This window comes from Streptomyces sp. NPDC057486, assembly GCF_042802415.1.
In the GTDB taxonomy this organism is placed as follows: domain Bacteria; phylum Actinomycetota; class Actinomycetes; order Streptomycetales; family Streptomycetaceae; genus Streptomyces; species Streptomyces yanii.
In genome coordinates, this window is sequence record NZ_JBHVEE010000164.1 from 1 (window position 1) to 20,916 (window position 20,916).

Consider the following 20,916-nt stretch of genomic DNA (forward strand, 5'->3'; position numbering starts at 1 on the left):
GTTCGCGGTGGGCCTTCAGCCGTGGTCCGTGGCGGGCCCGTCCGGCGCTCAGGGCAGCAGGTCGGCTCGCGGCGGGACGAAGAAGTCGATGTTCACGCAAGGGGTCTCGGTCGGCTCCACGTAGTGCTCGCTGCCTCGGGGCACGAGCAGGAACGAGCCGGCCCGCATGTCGTGCGCGACACCGTCCACGTAGTAGTTCGCGCGCCCCTCGGCGATATGGACCAGTTGGTCGAAGTCCTCGTGCCGGTGCGGGTTGAGTTCCATACCGACCTGCAGCTCGTGGTGACAGATCATCACTTCGTCCGTCGCGTAGACGCGGCGACGTACCCCGGGCCGCACCTGCGTCGCCGGCAGCTCGTCCCAGTTGACGACGGTGTTGACCAGCGCTGCGTTGCGTGTGCTCATCGTGCTTCCTCTCCGGCGGTCGCCCGTAGGCCGGCCGCCAGGATCTGCAGGTCCGAACCGACCACGAGGTAGCCGGCGTCATCGAGGCCCAGGTCCGCCGCGGCGGTCCGGGTCGGCGCCCAGCCTCCGAACGCCACCCCCGCGGAACGGGCGGCGTCGTGCACCCGGTTCACCGCGGCGCGCAGCACCGCCGGGTCCGTCGGCAGACCCAGGTCGACCGCGAGGTCGGTGCTGCCGACGAAACACACGTCGAGAGCGGCGACCAGCTCCGGCAGAGGGTCGGTCCGCGCGGTCTCGATCTGGCCCACGAGCACCGGCGGGTCGTCCTGCTCGGCGCGGAGAAACCCGCCCAGCGGGGCCGCGCCGAACCCGGCGGCCCGGTTGGCAAGGCTCACGGAGCGGCGGCCGGCCGGAGCGAACCGAGTGGCCGCCACGAGCGCCTGCGCCTGGGTGACGCGGGTGAGCATGGACAGCTGGATCCCGGCCGCCCCGGCCTCCAGGAGCCGGTTGACGGCGGCGGCGTCCACCTCGGGCACCCGGACCAGGGCCGCCAGTCCGCAGGCGTCCGCGTGGCGCACCAGGTCGACGGCGTTCCGCTCGCTGAGGGTGGAGTGTTCGAGGTCGACGACGACGAACGCGAACCCGGCCGTCGCGGCCAGTTCCACCACGTCGGGCGACGCCAGCTTGACGAAGGTGCCGACGGCGGGTTTCCCGGCCGTGAGGGCCGCCCGCAGTCGGCGCCGCAGCGGATGGGCGGTACCGGTGGTCATGAGAACCTCCCCTGGGCGTGCCAGTCGGTCAGGCCGACCGCAGTCCTCGCCACGGCACGATGTCGACCTCGGCGCCACCGTGCAGCACCACGGTCGGCTCCAGGCGCGGCGCGAGAATCGTGTTGCCCGCGGCGTCGGGCAGAGTGACTTCGTCGGTCTCGGTGACGACGGTGACGTCGGCCCGCCCGCCGACCTCCAGGCGCCCGTAGCCCTCGGTGTCGAGCCCGAGCAGTCGCGCGGGCTCGACGGTGGCCCGCCGGACGCACTCCTCCAGCGGCGCGCCGAGCGCGACCAGCTTGGAGATGCTGGTGAGCAGGTCGAACACCGGGCCGCGCCAGTTGCGCGCGCTGGTGTCGGAGCTGAGCACATCGGGCAGGAATCCGTCGGCGATCGCCCGGCGCGCCACCTCGAAGCTGAGGTTGCTCCTGCCGTGGGCGGAGTCGAACAGCACGCCGCGCTCACGGGCCGCGGTGACGGCGGGCTGTACGTGGTCACCGTCGAGGATTCCGTGCGGCTTGCCGGTGTAGCAGTGCGCCACGATGTCGCCGGGGCGCAGGTGGTCCAGGACGACGGGCAGCGGCTCCGCGGTCTCGCCGATGTGCAGCATCAGCGGCAGACCGGCCTGTTCGGCCAGCGCCACGGACTTCTTCAGCAGCGACTCCCAGTTCTCGCCGACGACGTCCTCGGACAGACGGATCTTGAAGCCGCGCACGATGTCGGGGTGGGCCTCGGCGGTCGCGAGTGCGTCCTCGGGGACCAGGGTGTCGGGGTTCAGCAGCTCACCGAATCTGAAGTCGATCAGGCCGAGCACGGAGACGTTGAGGAAGTTGACGATACGCAGCGGGTTGGGCTCGACCACCAGCTTGCGAAAGGCCGCGAAGGTCGAGGCGCCGGCCGTGCCGGCATCCGCCGCCGCGACCACGCCGCGGCGCAGATGGGCTTCCTCGGCGGGGGCGCCGACGGCGGAGACGTGCTGGAAGATGTGGGTGTGGCCCTCGACGAGGCCCGGTAGCACGGTGGAGCCGGTGACGTCGATGGTGCGGGCCGCGTCGGCCGCCAGGCCCTCGCCGATCGCGGCGATACGGTCACCGGTGACGGCCACGTCGAGCGGGGCGTTCGTGGCCGATGCCGGGTCTATGACGGTGCCGCCGGTCAGAACGAGGTCGTAGGACGGCGCAGAGGAGTGGGACATCGGTGTCTGCTCCAGGGTGAGGGGCGGTCAGCCGACCTGTTCGGTCGGCCGGTGGTCGCGTGGTGAGGCGTCCGAGGGACGCACGATGCGGGTGAGGAGGGGCAGCACGCCGTCCACCTCGACTCGTACCTCGTCGCCGTCGGCGAGGAAGCACGCGCGGTCCTGGCCGGTGCCGGCCGGGGTTCCGGTGAGGACGACATCGCCGGGTTCGAGCGCGGCGAACCACGACAGCCTGCTGAGCAGATCGGGGATCGGGAAGATCATCCCGGCGCTCGTGTCGTCCTGCAGAAGCTCGCCGTTGATCCGGGTCCGTACGCCGATGGCCTCGCGGTCCGCGAGATCGTCGGAAGTGCGCAGCGAGGGGCCGAGCGGTGTGAACCCCGGGTAGCTCTTGGCGAGGGCGGGGATGCCTGTAGTGCGCATGACATCACGGGCCGTCATGTCATTGGCGGCGGTGATTGCGGCGACAGCGGGCCATACCTCCGACTCGCTCGCCCGGTACAGCCGGCGCCCCACGACGACCGCGATCTCCCCCTCGTAGTCGGGTTCGGTCGCGGCCCGTGGGATCACCACCTGAGCACCGGGTGCCGACACTCCTGACGAGGCGGCCAGGTACAGGATCGGCTGCTCGGGCAGTCCCCGGCCGGTCCGGGCCGCCTTGGACACGTAGTTGAGTCCGACGCCCCACACCGCGCGGGGGCGGCCCAACGGAGCCGTGAGGGTGACCTCTTCGAGCGGGATGCGCCGACGCACCGGGCAGGAGGCCAGACAGCGCAGTGAGCCCTCCTGCTGAAGGACCGCTCTGACGTGCGGAAATGCAGTGTCCAACAGGGCGGCAGCCCCGTCCTCGATCCGGCCCAGGCCGGCCTGTGTCGTCACTACCTGCATGACAGGCATCTTTCAATGCGAGATGGCATCATGTCAAGCAATACGCAAGTCCGGACTGAAGGCATGCGAGGACTCCTGTCCGGACAGCGTTTGACGAGGTGTCGGAGGTGCGCCGACCTGGACGGACGCCGGTACCGGGGCTCGCCGGGTTCCCGGCGACTTGGTGAGGAGCATTGACAACCCTCGACGGGCGCCATAGCGTTCCGGCCCACTTGGTCGATGGGCAACAAATCGGCCAGGGGGAGCGTTTTCGGCGCTCCGCGGAGACCGTTGCATGCCGACCAGGCGTGCAACGAGCTGGCCGGCGACAGAAGTCACACAGCCAGCGGAGGTCTCTCCCATGAAGGTTGTACTCCATCAGACACACGGCGGACCTGAGGTGCTCCAGGTCGCCGACGTCCCGGTGCCCGAACCGGGACCGGACGAGGTGCTCGTACGCGTCGCGGCCTGCGGCCTCAACCACCTCGATGTCCTGCAACGACGCGGGCCCGGGCTGATCCCCGGCTTCAAACTGCCGCACGTGAGCGGCATGGACATCGCGGGCACCGTCGCGGCGGTCGGCCCGGCGGGCAACGGGCCGGCGGGCAACGGGCCGGCGGGCAACGGGCGGGCGGGCAACGGGCGGGCGGGCAAGGCCGCCACGCTCGCCGAGGGCACGCGCGTCGTGGTGAACCCGGCCGTGCCGTGCAACCGTTGCGAGAACTGCGCCGCCGGAAAGGACGGCGCATGCCCGAGCGCGGGTGTCATCGGTGCCACCCTGGCCGGCGGCTACGCCGAGTACGTTCTCGTCCCGGCGGCGAATGTGCACCACGTGCCGGACGAGGTCGATCTGGTCGACGCGGCCGTCGTGCCGACGATCTGGATGACGGCCTGGCACGCGCTCATCGAGATCGGCAAGGTCCGCCTCGGCGAGACGGTGCTGATCCACGCGGCGGGCAGCGGTGTCAGCACTGCGTTGATCCAGTTGGCCAAGGCCGGCGGTGCCCGCGTAATCACCACGGTCAGCTCGGACGCGAAGACCGACTACGCACGCGGCCTGGGTGCCGACGTCGTGGTCAACTCGACGACCGGCGACGTCGTGGCGGCCGTGCGCGAGTTCACCGACGGGCGGGGCGCCGACCTCGTACTCGATCATGTCGGCCCGGCCACGTGGAACACCGGAATCTACAGCCTCGCGCCGCGCGGGCGACTGGTGTTCCTCGGCAACACCACGGGCAACCGGGCCGAGTTCGACCTGGTCTACGCCTACCACTTCGGGCTGCGACTGCTCGGCTCGGACCCCTACGACCGCCGCGAGTTCGCCGCGATGCTCGACGCCTACTGGGCCTCGACGTTCCGTACCCCGGTCGACAGCGAGTTCCCGCTGACGGAGGCCGCGGCGGCACAGCAGCGGATGGAGTCGCGGCGGGCCACCGGCAAGATCGTGCTGCGCCCATGAACACGACGAGCGCCACCCCGGCCGGACCGGCTCCGGTATGGGACGTGATCAATGGTTTCACGTCCTACTGGGCGCTCTCGGCCGCGCTCGACCTCGGCCTGTTCGACGCCCTGGCGGAGCACGCCGATTCCGGGAAGGGCCTGGACGCCAAGCAGTTGGCGGCCTCGATCGGTGCGGCCGAGGACGCCCCGGTGACCGTGCTGGCCGAGACGCTCGTCGCACTCGACCTGCTCGCCGCCGTCGGGAGTCGCTTCCGGCTCACGCCCGTGGCCGAGCACTACCTGGTGTCGTCCGCGCCTGCCTCCATGGCCGCACTCGTACGGTACTCCCCCGGGCCGCCGGGAGCCTGGCCGGGCCTGGCCGAAACCATCCGCACCGGCGCACCCGAGCCCGCCGTGACAGCCGACCTGACCGCGCTGTATCCGGCGCTCGTGCGCGCCACCGGCCCGACCCAGGCCCGCGTGGCGAGCGCTGTCGCCGTCGAGTTGGAGCGCCGCGGGTGGTGGCCGATGCAGCCGACGGTCGTGGACCTCGGCTGCGGCTCGGGAGCGTGGCTGACTGCACTGCTGCACACCCGGCCCAGCGGCACGGTGATCGCGGTCGACCGGCCGAACGTGCTGCCGATCGCCGAGCAGGCGGCCAAGGAGGTCGGCCTGCGTGAGCAGGTGATCACCGTCGCCGGCGACTATCTGGAGGCCGATCTCCCGGTCGCCGCCGCCGATGTCGTCGTCCTGGCACATGTGCTGCGCGCCGAACCGCCCGAGCGTGCCCGGCGGTTGCTCGCCCGTGCGGTCGAACTGGCCGGTGCGGACGGGGTGGTCGTGGTCGTCGACTACACACGTCCCGACCCGGCCCGCACCCGACACGACGACAGCGGTGGCGAGGACCGCGGCGCCGTCTGTGTCGCCGCGCGCCACGAACTGCTGCTGTCCCTGACGATGCTGGCCTCGACAGCGGGGCTCGGTGTCACGGTCGCGGACCTGCGCGCGTGGGCCGAAGCGGCCGACGCCGAGCTGGTCGACTCGTTCGAGCCGGTGCCGCGCCAGCACGTCCGCCTCATCCGCTCCCGCACCCCGGAGGCCACCTCGTGAATTCCCCGAACACCACAGCACCCGCCGACACCCTGATCGTCAACACCCACGTCGTGACCATGGACGACTCCCGCCGCGTGATCAGCGACGGAGCGGTAGCCATCCGGGGTGACCTGATCGTGGCCGTCGGCAAGACCGCCGACGTGACCGCCCAGTGGCACAGCGACACCGTCATCGCCGGTGAACGGTTCGTCGTCACCCCAGGGCTGATCAATACCCATGTGCACATCACCGGCGAACCGCTCACGCGGGGTTTCGTCCCGGACGACACCCCGTTCCTGGAGAACGTCTTCGAGTGGCTCACACCGATCCACACGTACTACACCGAGGAGGACGAGCACATCTCCGCCCAGCTCGCGGCGCTGGAGATGCTCAAGAGCGGCACCACCGCGTTCCTGGAGGCCGGCACGATCCGGTTCATCGACCCGGTCGTCGAGGCCCTCAGCGAGATCGGCATTCGCGCCCGCGTCGGACCGTGGGCGTGGGATCTGGTCCCCACGCCGGAGGTGCTGCGCATGTCGACCGCACAGGCGATCACGCGCCTCGAGGACTCGATGGGCCGGTACGCCTCAGTGGCCGGCGGCCGTATCCAGGCATGGCCCATCATCATCGGCCACACCTGCTGCAGCGACGAGTTGTGGCGGGCGGCGAAGGCGCTGTCGATCGAGTACGGCACCGGGTTCAGCTTCCACATGTCGCCGGCGGCGATGGACCCCGAGGGGTTCCTCGCGTCGTACGGACAACGGCCGATGGTGCACCTCGACAAGCTCGGCGTGCTGGGCAACAACGTGATCCTGACCCACGCCGTCCACGTCGACGACGACGAGGTCGCGCTGCTCGCCCGCACCGGGACGAGCGTGTCGCACTGCCCGACCACGGCGCTGAAGGTGTCGTACGGCGTGACCCAGATCGGCAAGTTCCCCGAGATGGTGGAAGCCGGTGTCAATGTGGCGATCGGCACCGACGGCAACAACGCCTCGAACTACCACGACCTGATGCGCGCGACCTACCTCGTCGCCGGTCTGTTCAAGGACGCCCGGCGTGACGCCACGATCTTCCCGGCCGAGGACGCGTTCGCGATGGCCACCCGCAACGGCGCCCGCGGACTCCAGGCCGAGCACGAGATCGGCTCGATCGAGACGGGCAAGAAGGCCGACCTGGTGCTGCACGACACCAACCGGCCGGAGTGGCGGCCACTGCACAACGTCGCCAACCAGCTCGTGTGGTCGGCCGACGGGCGGGGTGTGCACACCGTGTTCGTCGACGGGCGGCGCGTCGTCGACAACTACCGCTGCACGACGATCGACGAGGACGACCTCCTGCGCCGCGCCCAGACCGCCGGTGAGGGCATCGTGGCCCGCTCCGGCCTGCCCGACCGGGCCAAGTGGCCCACCGTCTGACCGCACGGCCGCACGTCGCGGTCGCGCCGCACGAAACGAACGACACGAACGACAGGGACGAATGAGGAGAGCTGAACCATGGCAGAACTGACCGAACCCCGCTGGACCCATGTCGCCATCCCGGTCAGCGACCTGGACCAATCGATCGAGTTCTACGAGCGCATCACCCCGTTGGTGCTGGTCACCAAGAACGACGACGACAACGGGCGCAGCGCCTGGCTGTCGAACAAGGGCCAGGTCGACTCGGCGTTCGTCCTTGTCCTCGCCGAGTTCTTTCCCGAGGTCGGGGCACGCTTCGGCATCGAGCCGGGCAAGAAGGTCCCGACGCTGGCACCGTTCGCGCACATCGGTATCGAGCTGCCCCACCGCGAGGACGTGGACGAGGTCGCGGCGAAAGCACGCGAGACGGGCAACCTGCGGTGGGAGCCGGTGGACATGGCCGCCCACATCGGGTACATCTGCGCCGTGAACGACCCCGACGGCAACACCATCGAGTTCTCGCACAACCAGAAGGTGTTCTCGACCATCCAGGAGCTGTGGGGCTGAGCATCAGCAGTTCCGGGGCCGGGCCGGGAGCCGACCGGACGTTCCTCGGCCGACCCGCTGGTCATCGGCGGTGGCGTCGGCGATCGGGTCGGCCGAGAGCCCGCGGTGCCGGCGCCGCCATCATCCTGTTCCGCACGATCGTGTGAAGGGCGACAAGCGCGTGCCGTACGTCATCACCGACGCCTGCGTCGACGTCATGGACAAGTCCTGCATGGAAGAGTGCCCAGCAGACTGCATCTACGAGGGCGACCGGATGCTCTACATCCAGCCCGACGAATGCGTCGAGTGCGGGCGCTGCGAACCCGTCTGCCCGCAGATCTCCATCTACCACCACGAAGACCTGCCCGCACACAACAAGCACTTCGAGCAGGTCAACGCCGAGTTCTTCACCCTCGGCACCCCACCCCTCGGCTCCCCCGGCGGAGCCCGCAGAACAGGCCGCGTCGGCCACGACCACCCCCATGTGGGAGCGTGACCGCCACGCGACACGGACATCCCGGTCCCCGGCCGCAGAAGTTGCGGGCCGGGGTCGTGGTGTGTGCGCCTGCCCTCGCCGGTGTCTTCCCGAGGGGTGTCAAGCCAGTTGGCGCCGCACCTCGCCGCTGTCCCAGTAGTCCGTGCGGCGCGTGATGAGACCGCCCGCGACGGTGAACACGAAGACCCCGCGGATGCGCACGGGGCGGTCGCCGACCGAGCGCATCCGGAACGTCATGACGTACGGCACCGCAGCCGACTCGCCGTCGACGAGGAGTCGCTCGGGCACATAGCGCAGGTCCGTGAAGTCCTCCAGGAACCCGGTCAGGGCCGCGCGGTACTCTGCGCGGCCCTTGCGGCTCCGGCCCATCGACGAGGTGTGCTCGTTGACGAAGTCCTCGGCCACACAGGCCGCCACGGCGTCGGCGTCGTGCGCGTTCAGCGCGGCCAGGTACGCCTCGACCGTGGCGCGGGTGTCGTTCACAATCGGCCTCCCCGTTTCGCCCGCACGGCGTCCACGCACCGTCAGGTCGAGCCGCGCCGGAAGGGCCGGCCGAGTGCGGCGGGTTCTCGGTGCTGGGTGGCGAACAGCAGCATGGCGAGAAGCGCGAGCAGATACGGGGCCGCGACGAGGAGTTGGGCGTTGAGGGTGACACCGAGCGCGGGGAGCGCCAGGCGCATCGCGTCGGAGAGGCCGAACACCAGGCAGCCGAGCAGGGTTCGGCCGAGCCGCCACGCCCCGAAGATCACCGCGGCGATGACGATGTAGCCGCGTCCGGCGGTCATGTTCTGGTTGAACGATCCGACCTCGCCGACCGCGAGGTAGGCGCCCCCGAGACCGGCGAGTGCGCCGCACCACAGCAGTGCCTGCCGGCGCCGCACACCGACCTTGATGCCCGTGACATCGGCGGCCTGCGGGTTCTCCCCCACCGCCCGAAGCTCCAGGCCCCAGCGGCTGCGGTCCACCAGCCACCAGGTGAGCGGCACCAGCAGGATCAGCAGGTAGGCGGGCCAGCGTCCGGAGAACAGCGGCTGGCCGATGAGCGGGATGTCCTTGAGCAGCGGGATCGACAGCACCCCCACCTGGTGCGAGGCGAACTGCTGGGTGGTGATCAGGTAGCTGGTGAGCCCGAGCACCAGCGCGTTCAGCACGAGGCCGACGACGAAGGTGTTGATCTGGGCACGGTGGGAGAGGTTGCCGTGCACGAAGCCGATGACGAGGCCGGTCACCACGCCGACCGCGAGACCGGCGGTGGCGCTTCCGGTCGCACTCGCGGTGGCGATGGAGGTGAACGCGGCGCCGAGCATCATCGCCTCGACGGAGATGTTCATCGCTCCGGCGCGCTGGGCCAGGTACTCACCGCAGGCGGCGAACGCCAGCGGCACGGTCAGCCGGGCACCGCTCGCCAGAATGGTCGTGGTGTTGTCCAGAACGCTCACACGGCCGCCTTCATCTTGGTCGGGACAGCGGGCAGGGGGAACGGCGTCGGCGGTGTGGCACCGCGCCGTCCGCGGAGGAGGCCGACGAGGAGGGGCGGTGCGACGAACGCGAGGACGAGCAACGCCTTGACGATGTCGACGAGGTAGTACGGCACCCCGGTGGCCGAGAGGAAGTCCCCGCCCGCCCGCAGCACAGCGAACCCGAACGACACCGGTATCGCGATCAGGGGCCGGTTGCGTGCGACGAGCGCGACGAGCAGGCCGTCCCAGCCGACATTGTCCGAGAGCCCGGCCTGCAGCCGGTTGGGGCTGACAGGGCTGGCCAGCAGCAGCCCTCCCGCCAGCCCCGCGAAGGCACCCGACAGTGCCAGGGTGAAGCCGCCGAGCGCGGCCACCCGGACTCCGGCGTGCTTGGCCGTCAGCGGATTCAGTCCCACCATGCGTACGCGGAAGCCCCACCGGCTGCGGCTCAGCACCAGCGCGACACCGAACGCGGCGACGAGCGCGAGGAACAGTCCCGCGTTCAACTGCACCGAGGGGTACTGCCCGAGGCCGCCGAGCAGTGCGTCGGCCGGCAGGGGGTTGGACTGCGCGTCGGCGATGCCCGAGGAGCCCTGGGCGCTCTCCTGGAGCCACGGGGTGCTGACCGCGAAGGTGACGAGCTGGATGGCGAGGAATGTCATCAGCAAGGTGCTCACCACGACGTTGACACCGCGGAAGCGGTACATCAGCGCGCTGAGCGCGGCCCAGAGGCCACCGCCGACCGCCGCGGCGGCCATCACCACGACCACCAGCATCGGGCCGGGCAGGGCCAGCCGCAGCCCGACCCAGGCGCCGAACAGACCGCCGATGAGCACCTGTCCTTCCTGTCCGATGTTGAAGGTGCCGGCGGAGGCACAGATGGCTGCGCCGACCGCCACCAGCAGCAGCGGCGCGGCGTTGAGCAGCGTCGTCGTCCAGCCGGTCGTGTTGGCCAGACTTCCGGTCCAGATGGCGGACAGGGAGGCACTCGGCGAGGCACCGGTCAGGGTGAGCAGGAGCGCGGACACGCCCAGGGCGACGGCGATGAGCACGATGGTGAGACTCGCGGTCAGCCAGCCGTCGCGGCCGCCTCGGAGATGGGCGAGTACGCGCCGGCCGAGATCGTCCGGCGCCGTCGTCGGGGCGGCCCTCATGCTGCCTCACCGCCCACCAGCATGCCGAGGCGTTCGGGGGTCGCCTCGGAGACGGGGAGCGCTCCGCTGATCCGCCCCGAGGAGATCACCGCGATCCAGGATGCAAGGGCCATGACTTCCTCGAGTTCGGTGGAGATGAGCAGCACTCCGACGCCTTCGTCGGCCGCTCTGCGCAGCCGGGCGTACATGTCCTCGATGGCACCGACGTCAAGCCCGTGGGTGGGCTGCGCGGCCACCAAAACCCTGGTGTCGCCGGACAGTTCCCGGGCGAGGACGACCCGCTGCTGGTTGCCGCCGGAGAGGCTGCGCACCGGCGCGTCCAGCGACGGCGTGACGATGTTGAACTCGTCCGCGAGACGGCGGGCCTGGGCGAGCGTCGCGCGCCGCCGCAGCAGGAACCGGCCGCTGACCTCGTCCAACGACTTCATCGTCAGGTTCTCGGCGACGCTCATGTCAAGGACGACGCCGCTGTGGTGCCGGTCCTCCGGCACGATGCCGAGACCGGCCTTGGACAACGCGCCGGGCCGGGTGACATCGACGCGGTTCCCGGCGACCTCGATGGTGCCTTCGGTCGGCGCTACCAGCCCGGCGAGGACGTCGCCGAGGATCGACTGGCCGTTGCCCTCCACGCCGTAGAGGCCCACGATCTCGCCCGCGCCCACGGTCAGGTCGACGGAGCCGAGAACCTCGACCCCGCCCTGTACGACGGTGAGTCCGGCGAGGCGCAGCACGGCCTGCTGCCGGTCGTGCGCCCCGCCGTGGCCGGCGCTCGTCTGCTGCACCGGCAGCAGGCCGAGGGCCGCCCCTTCCTCGCCCAGCGACACCTCACGGCCCACCATCTGCCGGGCGAGCAGTTGTGGAGTGGTGTCGGACGTGACCGCCCGGAAGGCGACACGGCCCTTGCGCAGGACCGTCACCCGGTCCGTGGCCTGGGCGATCTCGGCGAGTTTGTGGCTGATGAGGATCACGGCGCGGCCCTCGTTCGCCACCACGCGGTCGAGCACGGCGAACAGTTCCTGCGATTCGGCCTGGGTCAGCACCGAGGTCGGCTCGTCCAGAATCAGGATCTGCGGGTCGCGCCGCAGGCACTTGACCAGCTCGACCCGCTGCCGCTCGCCGGCCGAGAGCGTGTCGACGCGTGCCTCGGGGTCGACGGGCAGACCGTATCGCGCGGAGACCTCGGCGATGCCGTCGCAGACGGCCTGCTTGTTCACCTTGCCGGTGTCGCCCAGCGCCACGTTCTCCCACACGGTCAGGCCGTTGATGAGGCTGAAGTGCTGGTGCACCATGCCGATGCCCAGTTCGGCCGCTTCCTGCGGGCTGTCCAGCGCGACCTCCTCGCCGCGCACCAGGACGGTGCCGGTGTCGCGCCGGACCAGCCCGAGCAGGACCTTCATGAGGCTGGACTTGCCTGCCCCGTTCTCACCCAGAAGTCCGTGGATCTCGCCGGCGTCGACTCCGAGGTCCACGGCGTCGCAGGCCGTGACGGATCCGTAGGATTTGGTGATGCCGCGCAGTTCGAGGATCGGAACCGCTGAGGTCGTCGATGTCATCGCTGATCTTCCTCGTGGGTGTCGGCACGTCAGCCGAGGCGCTCGACCTCGGCCGCTGGGTCGATCTCCTTGCTGCCGATCTTCTTGATGAACTCCGCCAGTTGCTGGTCCTCGTCGCCCTGTCCGTCGCAGATCTTGACGGTCGGGTAGGGGTCGACGCCCAGTTGCCACGCGCGTGTGGTGCCCATCTTCAGGTTGTCCTTGGCGAACTCCTCCAGCGCGGCGCGGAAGTAGTCGCCCGGGCTGAACATCACCGAGATGTCGAACTTGGGGCTGTTGGAGTCGCACCGGTCGGTGCCCGGGGTGAGGGTCAGCGCGCCGCCCGCGTTCGCGAGGTTCGCGGAGGCGTCGGTGGCGCCGCCGAGGTAGGGGTAGATGACCTTGACGCCCTGGCTGAGCTGCGCCTGGGTGGCCTCCTTGGCCTTCGCCGAGTCGTTGAAGTCGCCTGTGTAGGTGGTGGTCAGGGTGGCCTTCGGCACGACCTCCCGGATCCCGGCCAGGAAGGCCGTGGAGGCGGCGACGCTGAAGTCGGCCTTCAGGCCGGTGATGAACCCCGCCTTGGTGTGGCCGGCCGCCTTCATCTTCAGGCCTGCGGCGTAGCCGGCTACGAGCATGGACTGGTTGGGGTCGTCGGTGGACAGCACGATGTGCGGGGTCTGGTCGATGTTTCCCTGCATCGGCACATACCAGGCGGACTTGGAGCAGACCGGCTCCTCCGAGGCGGGGATGGCGGTCTTCAGCTCGCTCGCGCCGAGCGCAACCAGGTCGACCTGCTGCTGGCACAGCGCGCGTGCCGCGGTGAGCGCGTCGCTCGGGGGTACGCTGCCGCGCTTGACGACCGTCCAGCCCTTCTCCTTGGCGTAGGCCTCCGCCGAGTCGACGAAGCTCTGGTAGTAGCCGCGGTCGTTGATGTCGCCAGGGCTGAGGACACCGATGACGACTTTGCCGTCGCCGTTGACATCGGGCCCTTTGAGCCCGGAGCCGGAGCCGCTGTCGCTGCCGCCGCTCGCCCCAGGGGTGGCCCTGGGCGCCGTCGCCGCGTTGTCGGCGCAGGCGGACAGCGCGAGGGCGCCCGCGAGGGCGAGGCCGGCCGCGGCCGCACGGCGCCGGAACATGCTGTGTGAAGTCATGTGCGTGGGTCCATTCACTGGGTGGCACCGCCCCGTCGGGGCGGTCGTGGCGGCGGGGGGGTGACGGTGCGTCGGCGGGTTCGATGCCTCGGTTTGGCTCGGCACGGGAGACACACGCTTGTGCGGGAAGGGGGTTCCTCGCTCGCGGCGTCGCACTACGGAGGAGTAATCGGTGGTGATGCGGGCCCGTTCGGCGCACGGGTTGTGTGCTGCCGGGAAGCGGAATGTCCACGACGTTCGACGGTGGGCACCTATGACCGGCCGTCGGCCGACTCCGTGGGCCAGGTCGGGCGGGGTGTGCGACCCGCGCGCCGCAGGAGGGCGGCGGAGCGGTCGGCGGCAGCGGCTGCGAGGGCGTCCGGATCAACGCCTGTCGGCCGCCGGTCACGGACGACCACACGGCCGTCGACCAGCACATCACGAACGGTGCGCGACACATGGCCCCATACCAGCTGGCGGGCCAGATCGCCCCGGGGTGTCCAGGCGGGGTCTCTGGTGTCGAGTACGACGATGTCGGCCGCCTTGCCCACTTCCAGGGAGCCGATCCGGTCGCCCAGACCGATCGCCTCGGCGCCGTCGACCGTCGCGAGCGCGAACGCCTGCTCGGCGCGGATCGGGTCGGGCGGGTCACGGTCGCGTTCCAGCGCGGCGAACAGGTAGGCGGCCAGGAGAATGTCCGGGGCATCGCCCGCGTTGTGCGCGTCGCAGCCCAGCGCCACCCGGCCGCCCCTCCGCACCAGTTCGGCGTGGCGCGAGGCGCGGGTGTACCCCTGGGCGAGCCGCAGATAGGCCCCCGGGCAGGAGGCGACCGAGGTGCCGGTCTCCAGGATCGCGTCGACCTCCGCGTCGTCGAGCCACACGGCGTGCCCCAGCAGCAGACGCGGGCCGAGTACGCCCAGCTCACGGAAGTGGACCACCGGCCGACGCCCGCACCGCAGCGCGTATGCCTCGACGTCCGCGGGTCCCGGCGAGATGTGCCAGGTCAGCCCCGTGTCGAGCCGTTCGGCCAGGCTCGCGGCCCCGGTGAACAGTTCGTCGCCGGCCAGGTCGTGGCCGACGAGTGTCACCCACCCGGTGACCGGTCCGGTGACCGGCAGGGACCGGACGATGTCCTCCTGCCGGGCGAGCACCTCGTGCGCGGGCGCGCCGAGCGGCACGTCCTTGGCGTCCCAGCCCCAGCCGCCGACGCGTGCGCGGACACCCGCCGCGCACAGACCGGCGACGACGCGTTCGGGGTAGGCCACCGTGCCCGGCTCCAGCACCGTGGTGATGCCCCGGGACAGGCACTCGACGGCGGTGATGGTCGCGGCCAGTTCGTCGTCGTCACCGTCGGCGTGGGCGTGCAGCGGGACGATCCAGTCGAAGATCGACTCCTGCGAGCCGATGCTGTCCGGGATCGTGCTGCGTACGAGGGGGTCGACGGTCGTGTGCTGGTGTGCGTCGATCAGGCCCGGGATGAGGACGCAGCCCGACGCGTCGATCTCCCGCGCTCCGGGAAAGCGGGCGCGCAGTTCCTCGGCCGTGCCGAGCGCGGCGATGCTGTTCTCCGACACGGCGACCGTGGCACCGGTGAGGACGCGCCGCGCGGAGTCCATCGTGACGACGTCGCCGCCCACGATCAGCAGGTCGCTCATGGGTTGATCACGCCCTTGCCGATGGGCGAATGCGGGCGGTCGGCGCGGGCCGTGAGCGACCGGGACCCGGGGTCTCGGACGACCGAGCCGTCCGCGGCACCGGTCGACGCCGCCGATGCGCCGAAGTCCGTTCCCGGCACGTGCGCGGGACAGCGGCCAGGGGTCGGGCCCGCACCCTCGACCTGTGACAGGGCCGGGCGGTTCAGCCCGCGGTACGCAACGTCGACGAGGTCGCTCGGTCTGCGTTTCCGTTCCGGGACGTCCTGCGGGAACGCCCCCACGTACCCGCCGAATTCGGTCTGCACCATGGCTCTCACCGCGCAGCCTCCTCACCTTCACCCGTCTCGCATTGCGAGTCGGTGGAACGTATTGTGAGGTACTCTGCCGCCGCTGCCCGATGGTGTCAACGCTCCTGCACCACTTCTTCGCCTCGTCGGCGTCTCACTTCTTCACAAGGGGGACAGCCCAGGTGGCGACGGGTGAAGACCGGTGAAAAGACAGCCGTCGCCGGGCCGCGAGGCGGCTCGGCGACGAGTGACATGCCGGTTCCGCGTCCGGCCGACAGGCAATGAGCGAGTGCCGTTTCAGCGCGACGTCGTGAGCCGCTGTCCGTGCGGTGCAGCCCGGCGCCCACGCGCACGGATCAACCGGACCAGGAGTCGGCACACACCACTGTCGTCCTCAGGCACACGCGGGCGGTGCCACGGTCCGCCGCCCGCACGGCGGGTCGGTCACCGGTCCGGGTTCCGGACCACTTGTCCGGCGCTCCGGCGGTGACCCCCGCCGCACCCGTCGTGTCCGGTCTCAGCGGGCCAGCAGCCGGATGGCCACGCCCTTCTCCTGGGTGTACTCGCGCAGCGCCGCGTACCCGCCGCCCCCGCTGAAGCCGCTGTCCTTCTGCATGTTGAACGGAAAGCCGATCACTCCGGCGTCGTGGAACTGGTTGACCGCCACCTGCCCGGAGCGCACGTCCTTCGCCAGCCGCAGCGCCCGCGAGATGTCGTTGGTCCAGACGCATGCCAGGAGACCGAAGTCGGTGGCGTTCATCAGCTCTGTCGCCTCGACGGTGTCGCGGAACGACTGGACGGCGAGAACCGGGCCGAAGACCTCCTCGCGGGCGACGCGCATGCGCGTCTCCACGCGGTCGAACACGGCCGGCCGGACGAACCACCCGTCGTCGGCGGTTCCGCCACCGGTGACCAGCCGGGCCCCCTCGCGAGGCGCTTGCGCCAGAAAGCCGCTGACGCGGGCGAACTGGGCGGCACTGACCAAAGGCCCCATGTCCGGGTCGGCCTCCCACGGCCCGATCGTGACCGCGGCCATGGCGGCGGCGACCCGCTCCACCACCTCGTCGTGCACCGACGCCTCCACGAGCAGCCGGGAACCGGCGTAGCAGTTCTGCCCGGCGTTCTCGGTGATGGAGGTGACGATCGCGGGGATCGCCGTGTCGAGGTCGGCGTCGGCGAAGAGCACGTTCGGCGACTTGCCGCCGAGTTCCAGCTTCACCGGGACGAGGTTCTGTGCTGCGGCCGCCATGATCGCCCGCCCGGTGGCGGTGGAGCCGACGAAGCTGATGTGGTCGACCCCTGGGTGCGAGGTGAGGGCGACGCCCGCCTCGGGGCCGAGGCCCGCCACGACGTTGATCACACCCGGCGGGAAACCGGCGCGGCGGGCGAGTTCGGCGAGTGCGAACGGGGCCAGCGGTGCGATCTCGGAGGGCTTGAGGACGACCGTGTTGCCCGCCGCGAGCGCCGGCGCCACGTTCGCGGCGGTGAGCACGGCGGGAACGTTCCACGGGATGACGATGGCGCACACGCCGTACGGCTCGGGAACCGTGTAGCCCAGGTAGTCGGGACTGCGGGTCGGCAGCGTGACCCCGGTGAGCTTGTCGGCCGCGCCGGCGAAGTAGTCGATGATGCCGTGGGCGATGTAGACGTTCGTCCGCCCCCCGGACAGGGGCTTGCCGACGTCCTGTGCCTCGACGGCCGCGAGCGCCTCGATCTCGGTGATGATGAGGTCGGCCCAGCGCCGGATCAGCGCGCCGCGCTCGCTCGGGTTGGTCGCCGCCCAGGCGGGGAAGGCGCGGCGCGCCGCGGTGACCGCGTCGTCCACATCGGCGCGGCCCGCCCGGGCGACCTCGGTGATCACCTGTCGGGTGGCCGGATCGAGGACGTCCAGCGCGCCCCCGTCGCGGGCCGCCACCCACGTGCCGTCGATGAAGTGCTGGGAGGAAGGAAAGCCGATAGCCGCCATGAAGGGAACATTGACCGGCCCTGTCACGCATGTCAATATGCAGTCTCGCTTTGTGAGGCACTGAGGAGGCCCCGTGCGTGCCACCGCCGCTCTGCTGGAGCAGCCCGGACAGCCGTTCGTCCTGACCGAAGTGGACCTGGAAGATCCCCGCCCGGACGAGGTGCTCGTCCGCGTCGCCGCCGTCGGTGTCTGCGGTACGGACCTTGAGTTCGCCGGCTTCTTCCCCACGCCCGCGCTGCTCGGGCACGAAGGGGCGGGCATCGTCGAGAAGGTCGGCGCACAGGTCACCTCCGTACGCCCGGGCGACCACGTCGCCATGTCCTTCACATCGTGCGGTACCTGCTCCCTGTGCCTGACGGGCTCGCCCGCCTACTGCCGCAGCTTCGACGCGGTGAACTTCTCCGGCCGCCGGCCCGACGGCTCCACCGCGGTGACCCACGGGGGGCTGGAGGTCAACGCACACTTCCTCGGTCAGTCCTCGTTCGCCAGCCATGTCGTCGCACCGGAGCGGGCGGTCGTCCGGATCGACCCGTCGTTGGACCTGCTGCGGGCCGGACCCTTCGGCTGCGGCTTCCAGACCGGAGCGGGCGGTGTGCTCAATGTGCTGCGGCCACGCCCCGGCTCGTCGATCGCGGTCTTCGGGGTCGGGGCCGTGGGCGTGGCCGCCGTCATCGCCGCCGCGCTGAGCGGCTGCGAGGTCATCGCGGCCGTCGACGTGAACACGGCCAAGCTCGAAGCGGCCCGCGGCTTCGGAGCCACGCACTGTGTCGACTCCTCGGCCGAGGGGACCGCCGGGCAACTGGCCGACCTGGTGCCCGAGGGGTTCGACTTCGTGATCGACACGACTGGGCGCGAGGACGTCCTGCGCACCGCCGTGGAGGCTCTCGGGCCGCTCGGTCATGCCGGTGTCATCGGCGTCGGCCCCAGCGAGACGATGAGCTTCGACTGGCGCAGCATCCTCAACGGACGCACGGTCACCGGCATCGTCGCCGGGTCCAGCCTGCCGAGACTGTTCCTGCCGCAGTTGCTCGAACTCAACGCCAAGGGCCGGTTCCCGGTCGAGAAGATGATCACCTACTTCCCGTTCGAGCAGATCAACGAGGCCGTCGCGGCAGTCCGGTCCGGCTCGGTCGGCAAAGCTGTGCTGACCTTCTGAGCCGACCTTCTCGGCGTTTCCACGAGACATTGTCAGGCTCGGCCGCACGCCTTAGGGTGACCGACACCGATGAGGCTGCTGACATCCGGTGGCGCGGCCGGACAACACCGCGCACAGTTTCGAGCACGTGGAGCGTGCCCACCATGTCCGCCGACTTCGACATTGCTTCCGACATCGACTTCGACCACCACTCCGACAAAGCCAACGCCGATCCGGTCGCCTATTACGCGGGCTTCCGTGAGAGCTGCCCGGTAGGCCGCTCGGCTGCCCATGGTGGTTTCCACTACACGACGCGGTACGCCGACGTGGCCCGTATCGCCCGCGACGACGCGACGTTCTCCTCAGCTCGCGGCGACCACGGCGGGCAGGGGGTCGGCATCGTCATCCCCAAAGGACCTGGGCTCGAACAGTATCCGATCGAGCTGGACCCGCCGCGTGCGACCGAGTACCGGGAACTGATCAACCCGCTGCTGACCCCGGAGGCGGTCGGCCGACTGGTTCCCATGATCGAGCGTCATGCCGCCCGCGTCGTGGACGACTTCATCGAGCTGGGCTCCTGCGACTTCGTCCGCGACCTCACCAACCCGCTGCCCGCCGCGGTCACCCTGGACTGGCTGGGTTTCCCCGAGGAGGACTGGGCAAAGCTGGCCGGGCCGATCCACGACATCTTCGCCGCACCGGCAGACAGCGAGCGCGCCGTGCGCGGGGCCGCGGGGCTGGCCCATATGGACCAGCGCATCCGCGAGTTGATCGCCGAGCGCCGCTCCGCACCACGGGCCGACGCGGTCAGCGCGCTGGTTGCCGGCCGACGTGCCGACGGCAGCGCGTTCGGCGAGGACGAACTGGTGTCGGTGATCGGCCTGCTCATCGCGGGCGGCGTCGACACCACCACCTCCCTGACCGGATCGACGCTCGTCCACCTCGCCCGCCACCCCGAGCAGCGTCGACGGCTGATCGACTCCCTCGATCTGCTGGACAGCGCGACCGAGGAATTCCTCCGCGCGTTCGCCCCGTCGCAGTCGATGGCGCGCACGGTCACCAGGGAGGTCGAGGTCGGTGGCTGCCCGATGCACGCGGGCGACCGGGTGCTGATCCCATGGGTCGCCGCGAACCATGACCCCGCTGTGTTCCCCGACCCCACGCAGATACGCCTCGACCGAGACGCCAGCCGCCACCTCAGCTTCGGCATCGGATCGCACCGGTGCGCCGGCGCCCACCTCGCCCGGGCCATGTTCCGCGCGATGATGACGCAGGTCCTGACCCGGCTGCCCGACTACCGGGTGATCGAGGAGGGGCTCGTTCCCTACCCCACGCGCGGCAACCAGTCCGGCTGGGACGCGGTCCCGGCGGTCTTCGCGCCCGGTCCCCGGGCGGCAGCGGCGGCAGGCACGGCCCGCGCGCTGGGCACGCCCACCCCGCTGCGGGTGACCGCGGCGCGTGCCGCGGCCGAGGGCGTCGTCGCCGTCGACCTCGGCCTGCCGGACGGAGGTGACCTCCCCGCGTGGCGGCCCGGGGCGCACGTCGAGCTGCGTCTGCCCTCGGGGCGACTGCGTCAGTACTCGCTGTGCGGTGACCCCGCCGACGCCACGACCTGGCGCATCGCGGTCCTGCGCGAGCCCCGGGGGCGGGGCGGTTCGGCCGAACTCCACGAACTCGCCCGCCCCGGAGTCACGTTCGCGGTACGCGGGCCGCGCAACCACTTCCCGCTCGCCGAGGCGCCGTCCTACCTGTTCCTCGCCGGCGGCATCGGCATCACACCGATCCTCGCCATGGTCCGCGAGGCCGCGGCACGTGGCACACCCTTCACCGTCGTGTACGGCGGACGCACCCGCTCGACCATGGCGTTCGCCGACGAACTAGCCGCCGTCGCCGGCGACGCGCTCACCCTGCTCCCGCAGGACGAGGCCGGGTTGCCGGACCTCCCCCGGCTGCTCGGCGGGCTGGACGCGGAGACCGCCGTGTACGTATGCGGGCCGACACCGATGCTGGCGGCAGTCGAGCGCGAGTGCACCCTCCTGAATCTCACCGACCGGCTGCACCTGGAGCGCTTCACCGCAGGTGATGACCTCGAAACGAAGTTCGACGCCACGGAGAACCGGACCTTCGAAGTCCAGCTCGCGCGCACCGGCGGCACGCTCACCGTACCGCCCGACCGCCGCCTCATCGAGGTCCTGCGCGATTCCGTGAGCGGCCTGTCCTACGACTGCGAGAAGGGTTATTGCGGCGCCTGCGAGACCCGCGTCCTCGCCGGGACACCGGAGCACCGGGATTCCGTACTCAGCGACGAAGAACGCCTCGCCGGGCGCACCATGATGATCTGCGTCGGGCGCTGCCGGAGCGACCGACTCGTCCTGGACCTCTGACCCTGGCC

The 20,916-nt window shown here is 70.8% G+C and carries 19 protein-coding genes; 7 read left to right on the forward strand and 12 right to left on the reverse strand.

Annotated elements, in window-relative coordinates:
• Positions 1 to 48: 48 nt before the first annotated feature.
• The 4 genes from ACFU6I_RS42160 to ACFU6I_RS42175 are packed head-to-tail and all read right to left on the reverse strand — an operon-like array spanning position 49 to position 3,255.
• Positions 49 to 405: a cupin domain-containing protein gene (locus tag ACFU6I_RS42160; RefSeq protein WP_384377888.1), complete on the reverse strand. Its 357-nt coding sequence runs from the start codon at positions 403 to 405 to the stop codon at positions 49 to 51.
• On the reverse strand, positions 402 to 1,175 hold the full coding sequence (locus tag ACFU6I_RS42165; protein WP_384377891.1) for an HpcH/HpaI aldolase/citrate lyase family protein: 774 nt from the start codon (positions 1,173 to 1,175) through the stop codon (positions 402 to 404). The genes ACFU6I_RS42160 and ACFU6I_RS42165 overlap by 4 nt, the downstream gene beginning before the upstream one ends.
• A 28-nt stretch (positions 1,176 to 1,203) precedes the next feature.
• Positions 1,204 to 2,367: an amidohydrolase family protein gene (locus ACFU6I_RS42170; protein WP_384377894.1), complete on the reverse strand. Its 1,164-nt coding sequence runs from the start codon at positions 2,365 to 2,367 to the stop codon at positions 1,204 to 1,206.
• Positions 2,368 to 2,394: 27 nt separating this feature from the next.
• Entirely contained in the window at positions 2,395 to 3,255 is an 861-nt protein-coding gene (locus tag ACFU6I_RS42175) for a fumarylacetoacetate hydrolase family protein (protein WP_384377897.1), read from the reverse strand.
• Between the two features lie 340 nt (positions 3,256 to 3,595).
• Between ACFU6I_RS42175 and ACFU6I_RS42180 the strand changes: the two genes are divergently transcribed.
• The 5 genes from ACFU6I_RS42180 (at position 3,596) to fdxA (ending at position 8,205) form a co-directional block, all read left to right on the forward strand.
• Positions 3,596 to 4,693: a zinc-binding dehydrogenase gene (locus ACFU6I_RS42180; RefSeq protein ID WP_384377900.1), complete on the forward strand. Its 1,098-nt coding sequence runs from the start codon at positions 3,596 to 3,598 to the stop codon at positions 4,691 to 4,693.
• Entirely contained in the window at positions 4,690 to 5,784 is a 1,095-nt protein-coding gene (locus tag ACFU6I_RS42185) for a methyltransferase (protein WP_384377903.1), read from the forward strand. Before ACFU6I_RS42180 ends, ACFU6I_RS42185 begins: the two co-directional genes overlap by 4 nt.
• Entirely contained in the window at positions 5,781 to 7,184 is a 1,404-nt protein-coding gene (locus tag ACFU6I_RS42190; RefSeq protein ID WP_384377906.1) for an amidohydrolase family protein, read from the forward strand. The genes ACFU6I_RS42185 and ACFU6I_RS42190 overlap by 4 nt, the downstream gene beginning before the upstream one ends.
• A 78-nt stretch (positions 7,185 to 7,262) precedes the next feature.
• Positions 7,263 to 7,730 (forward strand): VOC family protein, encoded by a 468-nt coding sequence (locus ACFU6I_RS42195; RefSeq protein ID WP_266991823.1) that lies wholly within the window; start codon positions 7,263 to 7,265, stop codon positions 7,728 to 7,730.
• Positions 7,731 to 7,890: 160 nt separating this feature from the next.
• A complete protein-coding gene (fdxA, locus tag ACFU6I_RS42200; protein ID WP_384377940.1) occupies positions 7,891 to 8,205 on the forward strand; it encodes a ferredoxin in 315 nt (104 codons plus the stop codon).
• Between the two features lie 99 nt (positions 8,206 to 8,304).
• On the opposite strand, the gene ACFU6I_RS42205 is transcribed toward fdxA, so the two are convergent.
• The 8 genes from ACFU6I_RS42205 to ACFU6I_RS42240 form a co-directional block, all read right to left on the reverse strand.
• Entirely contained in the window at positions 8,305 to 8,688 is a 384-nt protein-coding gene (locus ACFU6I_RS42205; RefSeq protein WP_384377909.1) for a nuclear transport factor 2 family protein, read from the reverse strand.
• Between the two features lie 41 nt (positions 8,689 to 8,729).
• The gene (locus ACFU6I_RS42210; RefSeq protein WP_384377912.1) at positions 8,730 to 9,644 is read right to left on the reverse strand and encodes an ABC transporter permease; all 915 of its coding nucleotides are present in this window, start codon (positions 9,642 to 9,644) and stop codon (positions 8,730 to 8,732) included.
• On the reverse strand, positions 9,641 to 10,819 hold the full coding sequence (locus tag ACFU6I_RS42215) for an ABC transporter permease (protein WP_384377915.1): 1,179 nt from the start codon (positions 10,817 to 10,819) through the stop codon (positions 9,641 to 9,643). The genes ACFU6I_RS42210 and ACFU6I_RS42215 overlap by 4 nt, the downstream gene beginning before the upstream one ends.
• The gene (locus ACFU6I_RS42220) at positions 10,816 to 12,372 is read right to left on the reverse strand and encodes an ABC transporter ATP-binding protein (RefSeq protein ID WP_384377918.1); all 1,557 of its coding nucleotides are present in this window, start codon (positions 12,370 to 12,372) and stop codon (positions 10,816 to 10,818) included. The genes ACFU6I_RS42215 and ACFU6I_RS42220 overlap by 4 nt, the downstream gene beginning before the upstream one ends.
• Positions 12,373 to 12,401: 29 nt before the next feature.
• Complete coding sequence (locus tag ACFU6I_RS42225; RefSeq protein ID WP_384377921.1) at positions 12,402 to 13,502, reverse strand: BMP family ABC transporter substrate-binding protein; 1,101 nt, start codon at positions 13,500 to 13,502, stop codon at positions 12,402 to 12,404.
• 251 nt (positions 13,503 to 13,753) lie between these two features.
• Positions 13,754 to 15,136 carry an amidohydrolase family protein gene (locus tag ACFU6I_RS42230; RefSeq protein ID WP_384377924.1) on the reverse strand — a complete coding sequence of 461 codons (1,383 nt, stop codon included), beginning with the start codon at positions 15,134 to 15,136 and terminating at the stop codon, positions 13,754 to 13,756.
• Positions 15,133 to 15,444, reverse strand: coding sequence for a hypothetical protein (locus ACFU6I_RS42235; protein ID WP_384377927.1), 312 nt, complete (start codon positions 15,442 to 15,444; stop codon positions 15,133 to 15,135). The genes ACFU6I_RS42230 and ACFU6I_RS42235 overlap by 4 nt, the downstream gene beginning before the upstream one ends.
• 496 nt (positions 15,445 to 15,940) lie before the next feature.
• Positions 15,941 to 17,389, reverse strand: a complete 1,449-nt coding sequence (locus tag ACFU6I_RS42240) for an aldehyde dehydrogenase family protein (RefSeq protein ID WP_384377930.1) — start codon at positions 17,387 to 17,389, stop codon at positions 15,941 to 15,943.
• A gap of 73 nt (positions 17,390 to 17,462) precedes the next feature.
• Between ACFU6I_RS42240 and ACFU6I_RS42245 the strand changes: the two genes are divergently transcribed.
• Both ACFU6I_RS42245 and ACFU6I_RS42250 read left to right on the forward strand, forming a co-directional pair.
• On the forward strand, positions 17,463 to 18,545 hold the full coding sequence (locus ACFU6I_RS42245; RefSeq protein WP_384377934.1) for an NAD(P)-dependent alcohol dehydrogenase: 1,083 nt from the start codon (positions 17,463 to 17,465) through the stop codon (positions 18,543 to 18,545).
• Between the two features lie 143 nt (positions 18,546 to 18,688).
• Positions 18,689 to 20,908: a cytochrome P450 gene (locus tag ACFU6I_RS42250; RefSeq protein WP_384377937.1), complete on the forward strand. Its 2,220-nt coding sequence runs from the start codon at positions 18,689 to 18,691 to the stop codon at positions 20,906 to 20,908.
• The last annotated feature ends 8 nt before the right edge of the window (positions 20,909 to 20,916 follow it).

Coding starts and splice junctions, on each gene's coding strand:
- ACFU6I_RS42240 (WP_384377930.1), bottom strand. CDS start 17,389: ATGGCGGCTATCGGCTTTCCTTCCTCCCAGCACTTCATCGACGGCACG.
- ACFU6I_RS42160 (WP_384377888.1), bottom strand. CDS start 405: ATGAGCACACGCAACGCAGCGCTGGTCAACACCGTCGTCAACTGGGAC.
- ACFU6I_RS42220 (WP_384377918.1), bottom strand. CDS start 12,372: ATGACATCGACGACCTCAGCGGTTCCGATCCTCGAACTGCGCGGCATC.
- ACFU6I_RS42235 (WP_384377927.1), bottom strand. CDS start 15,444: ATGGTGCAGACCGAATTCGGCGGGTACGTGGGGGCGTTCCCGCAGGAC.
- ACFU6I_RS42185 (WP_384377903.1), top strand. CDS start 4,690: ATGAACACGACGAGCGCCACCCCGGCCGGACCGGCTCCGGTATGGGAC.
- ACFU6I_RS42170 (WP_384377894.1), bottom strand. CDS start 2,367: ATGTCCCACTCCTCTGCGCCGTCCTACGACCTCGTTCTGACCGGCGGC.
- ACFU6I_RS42165 (WP_384377891.1), bottom strand. CDS start 1,175: ATGACCACCGGTACCGCCCATCCGCTGCGGCGCCGACTGCGGGCGGCC.
- ACFU6I_RS42195 (WP_266991823.1), top strand. CDS start 7,263: ATGGCAGAACTGACCGAACCCCGCTGGACCCATGTCGCCATCCCGGTC.
- ACFU6I_RS42225 (WP_384377921.1), bottom strand. CDS start 13,502: ATGACTTCACACAGCATGTTCCGGCGCCGTGCGGCCGCGGCCGGCCTC.
- ACFU6I_RS42175 (WP_384377897.1), bottom strand. CDS start 3,255: ATGCAGGTAGTGACGACACAGGCCGGCCTGGGCCGGATCGAGGACGGG.
- ACFU6I_RS42215 (WP_384377915.1), bottom strand. CDS start 10,819: ATGAGGGCCGCCCCGACGACGGCGCCGGACGATCTCGGCCGGCGCGTA.
- ACFU6I_RS42230 (WP_384377924.1), bottom strand. CDS start 15,136: ATGAGCGACCTGCTGATCGTGGGCGGCGACGTCGTCACGATGGACTCC.
- ACFU6I_RS42180 (WP_384377900.1), top strand. CDS start 3,596: ATGAAGGTTGTACTCCATCAGACACACGGCGGACCTGAGGTGCTCCAG.
- ACFU6I_RS42250 (WP_384377937.1), top strand. CDS start 18,689: ATGTCCGCCGACTTCGACATTGCTTCCGACATCGACTTCGACCACCAC.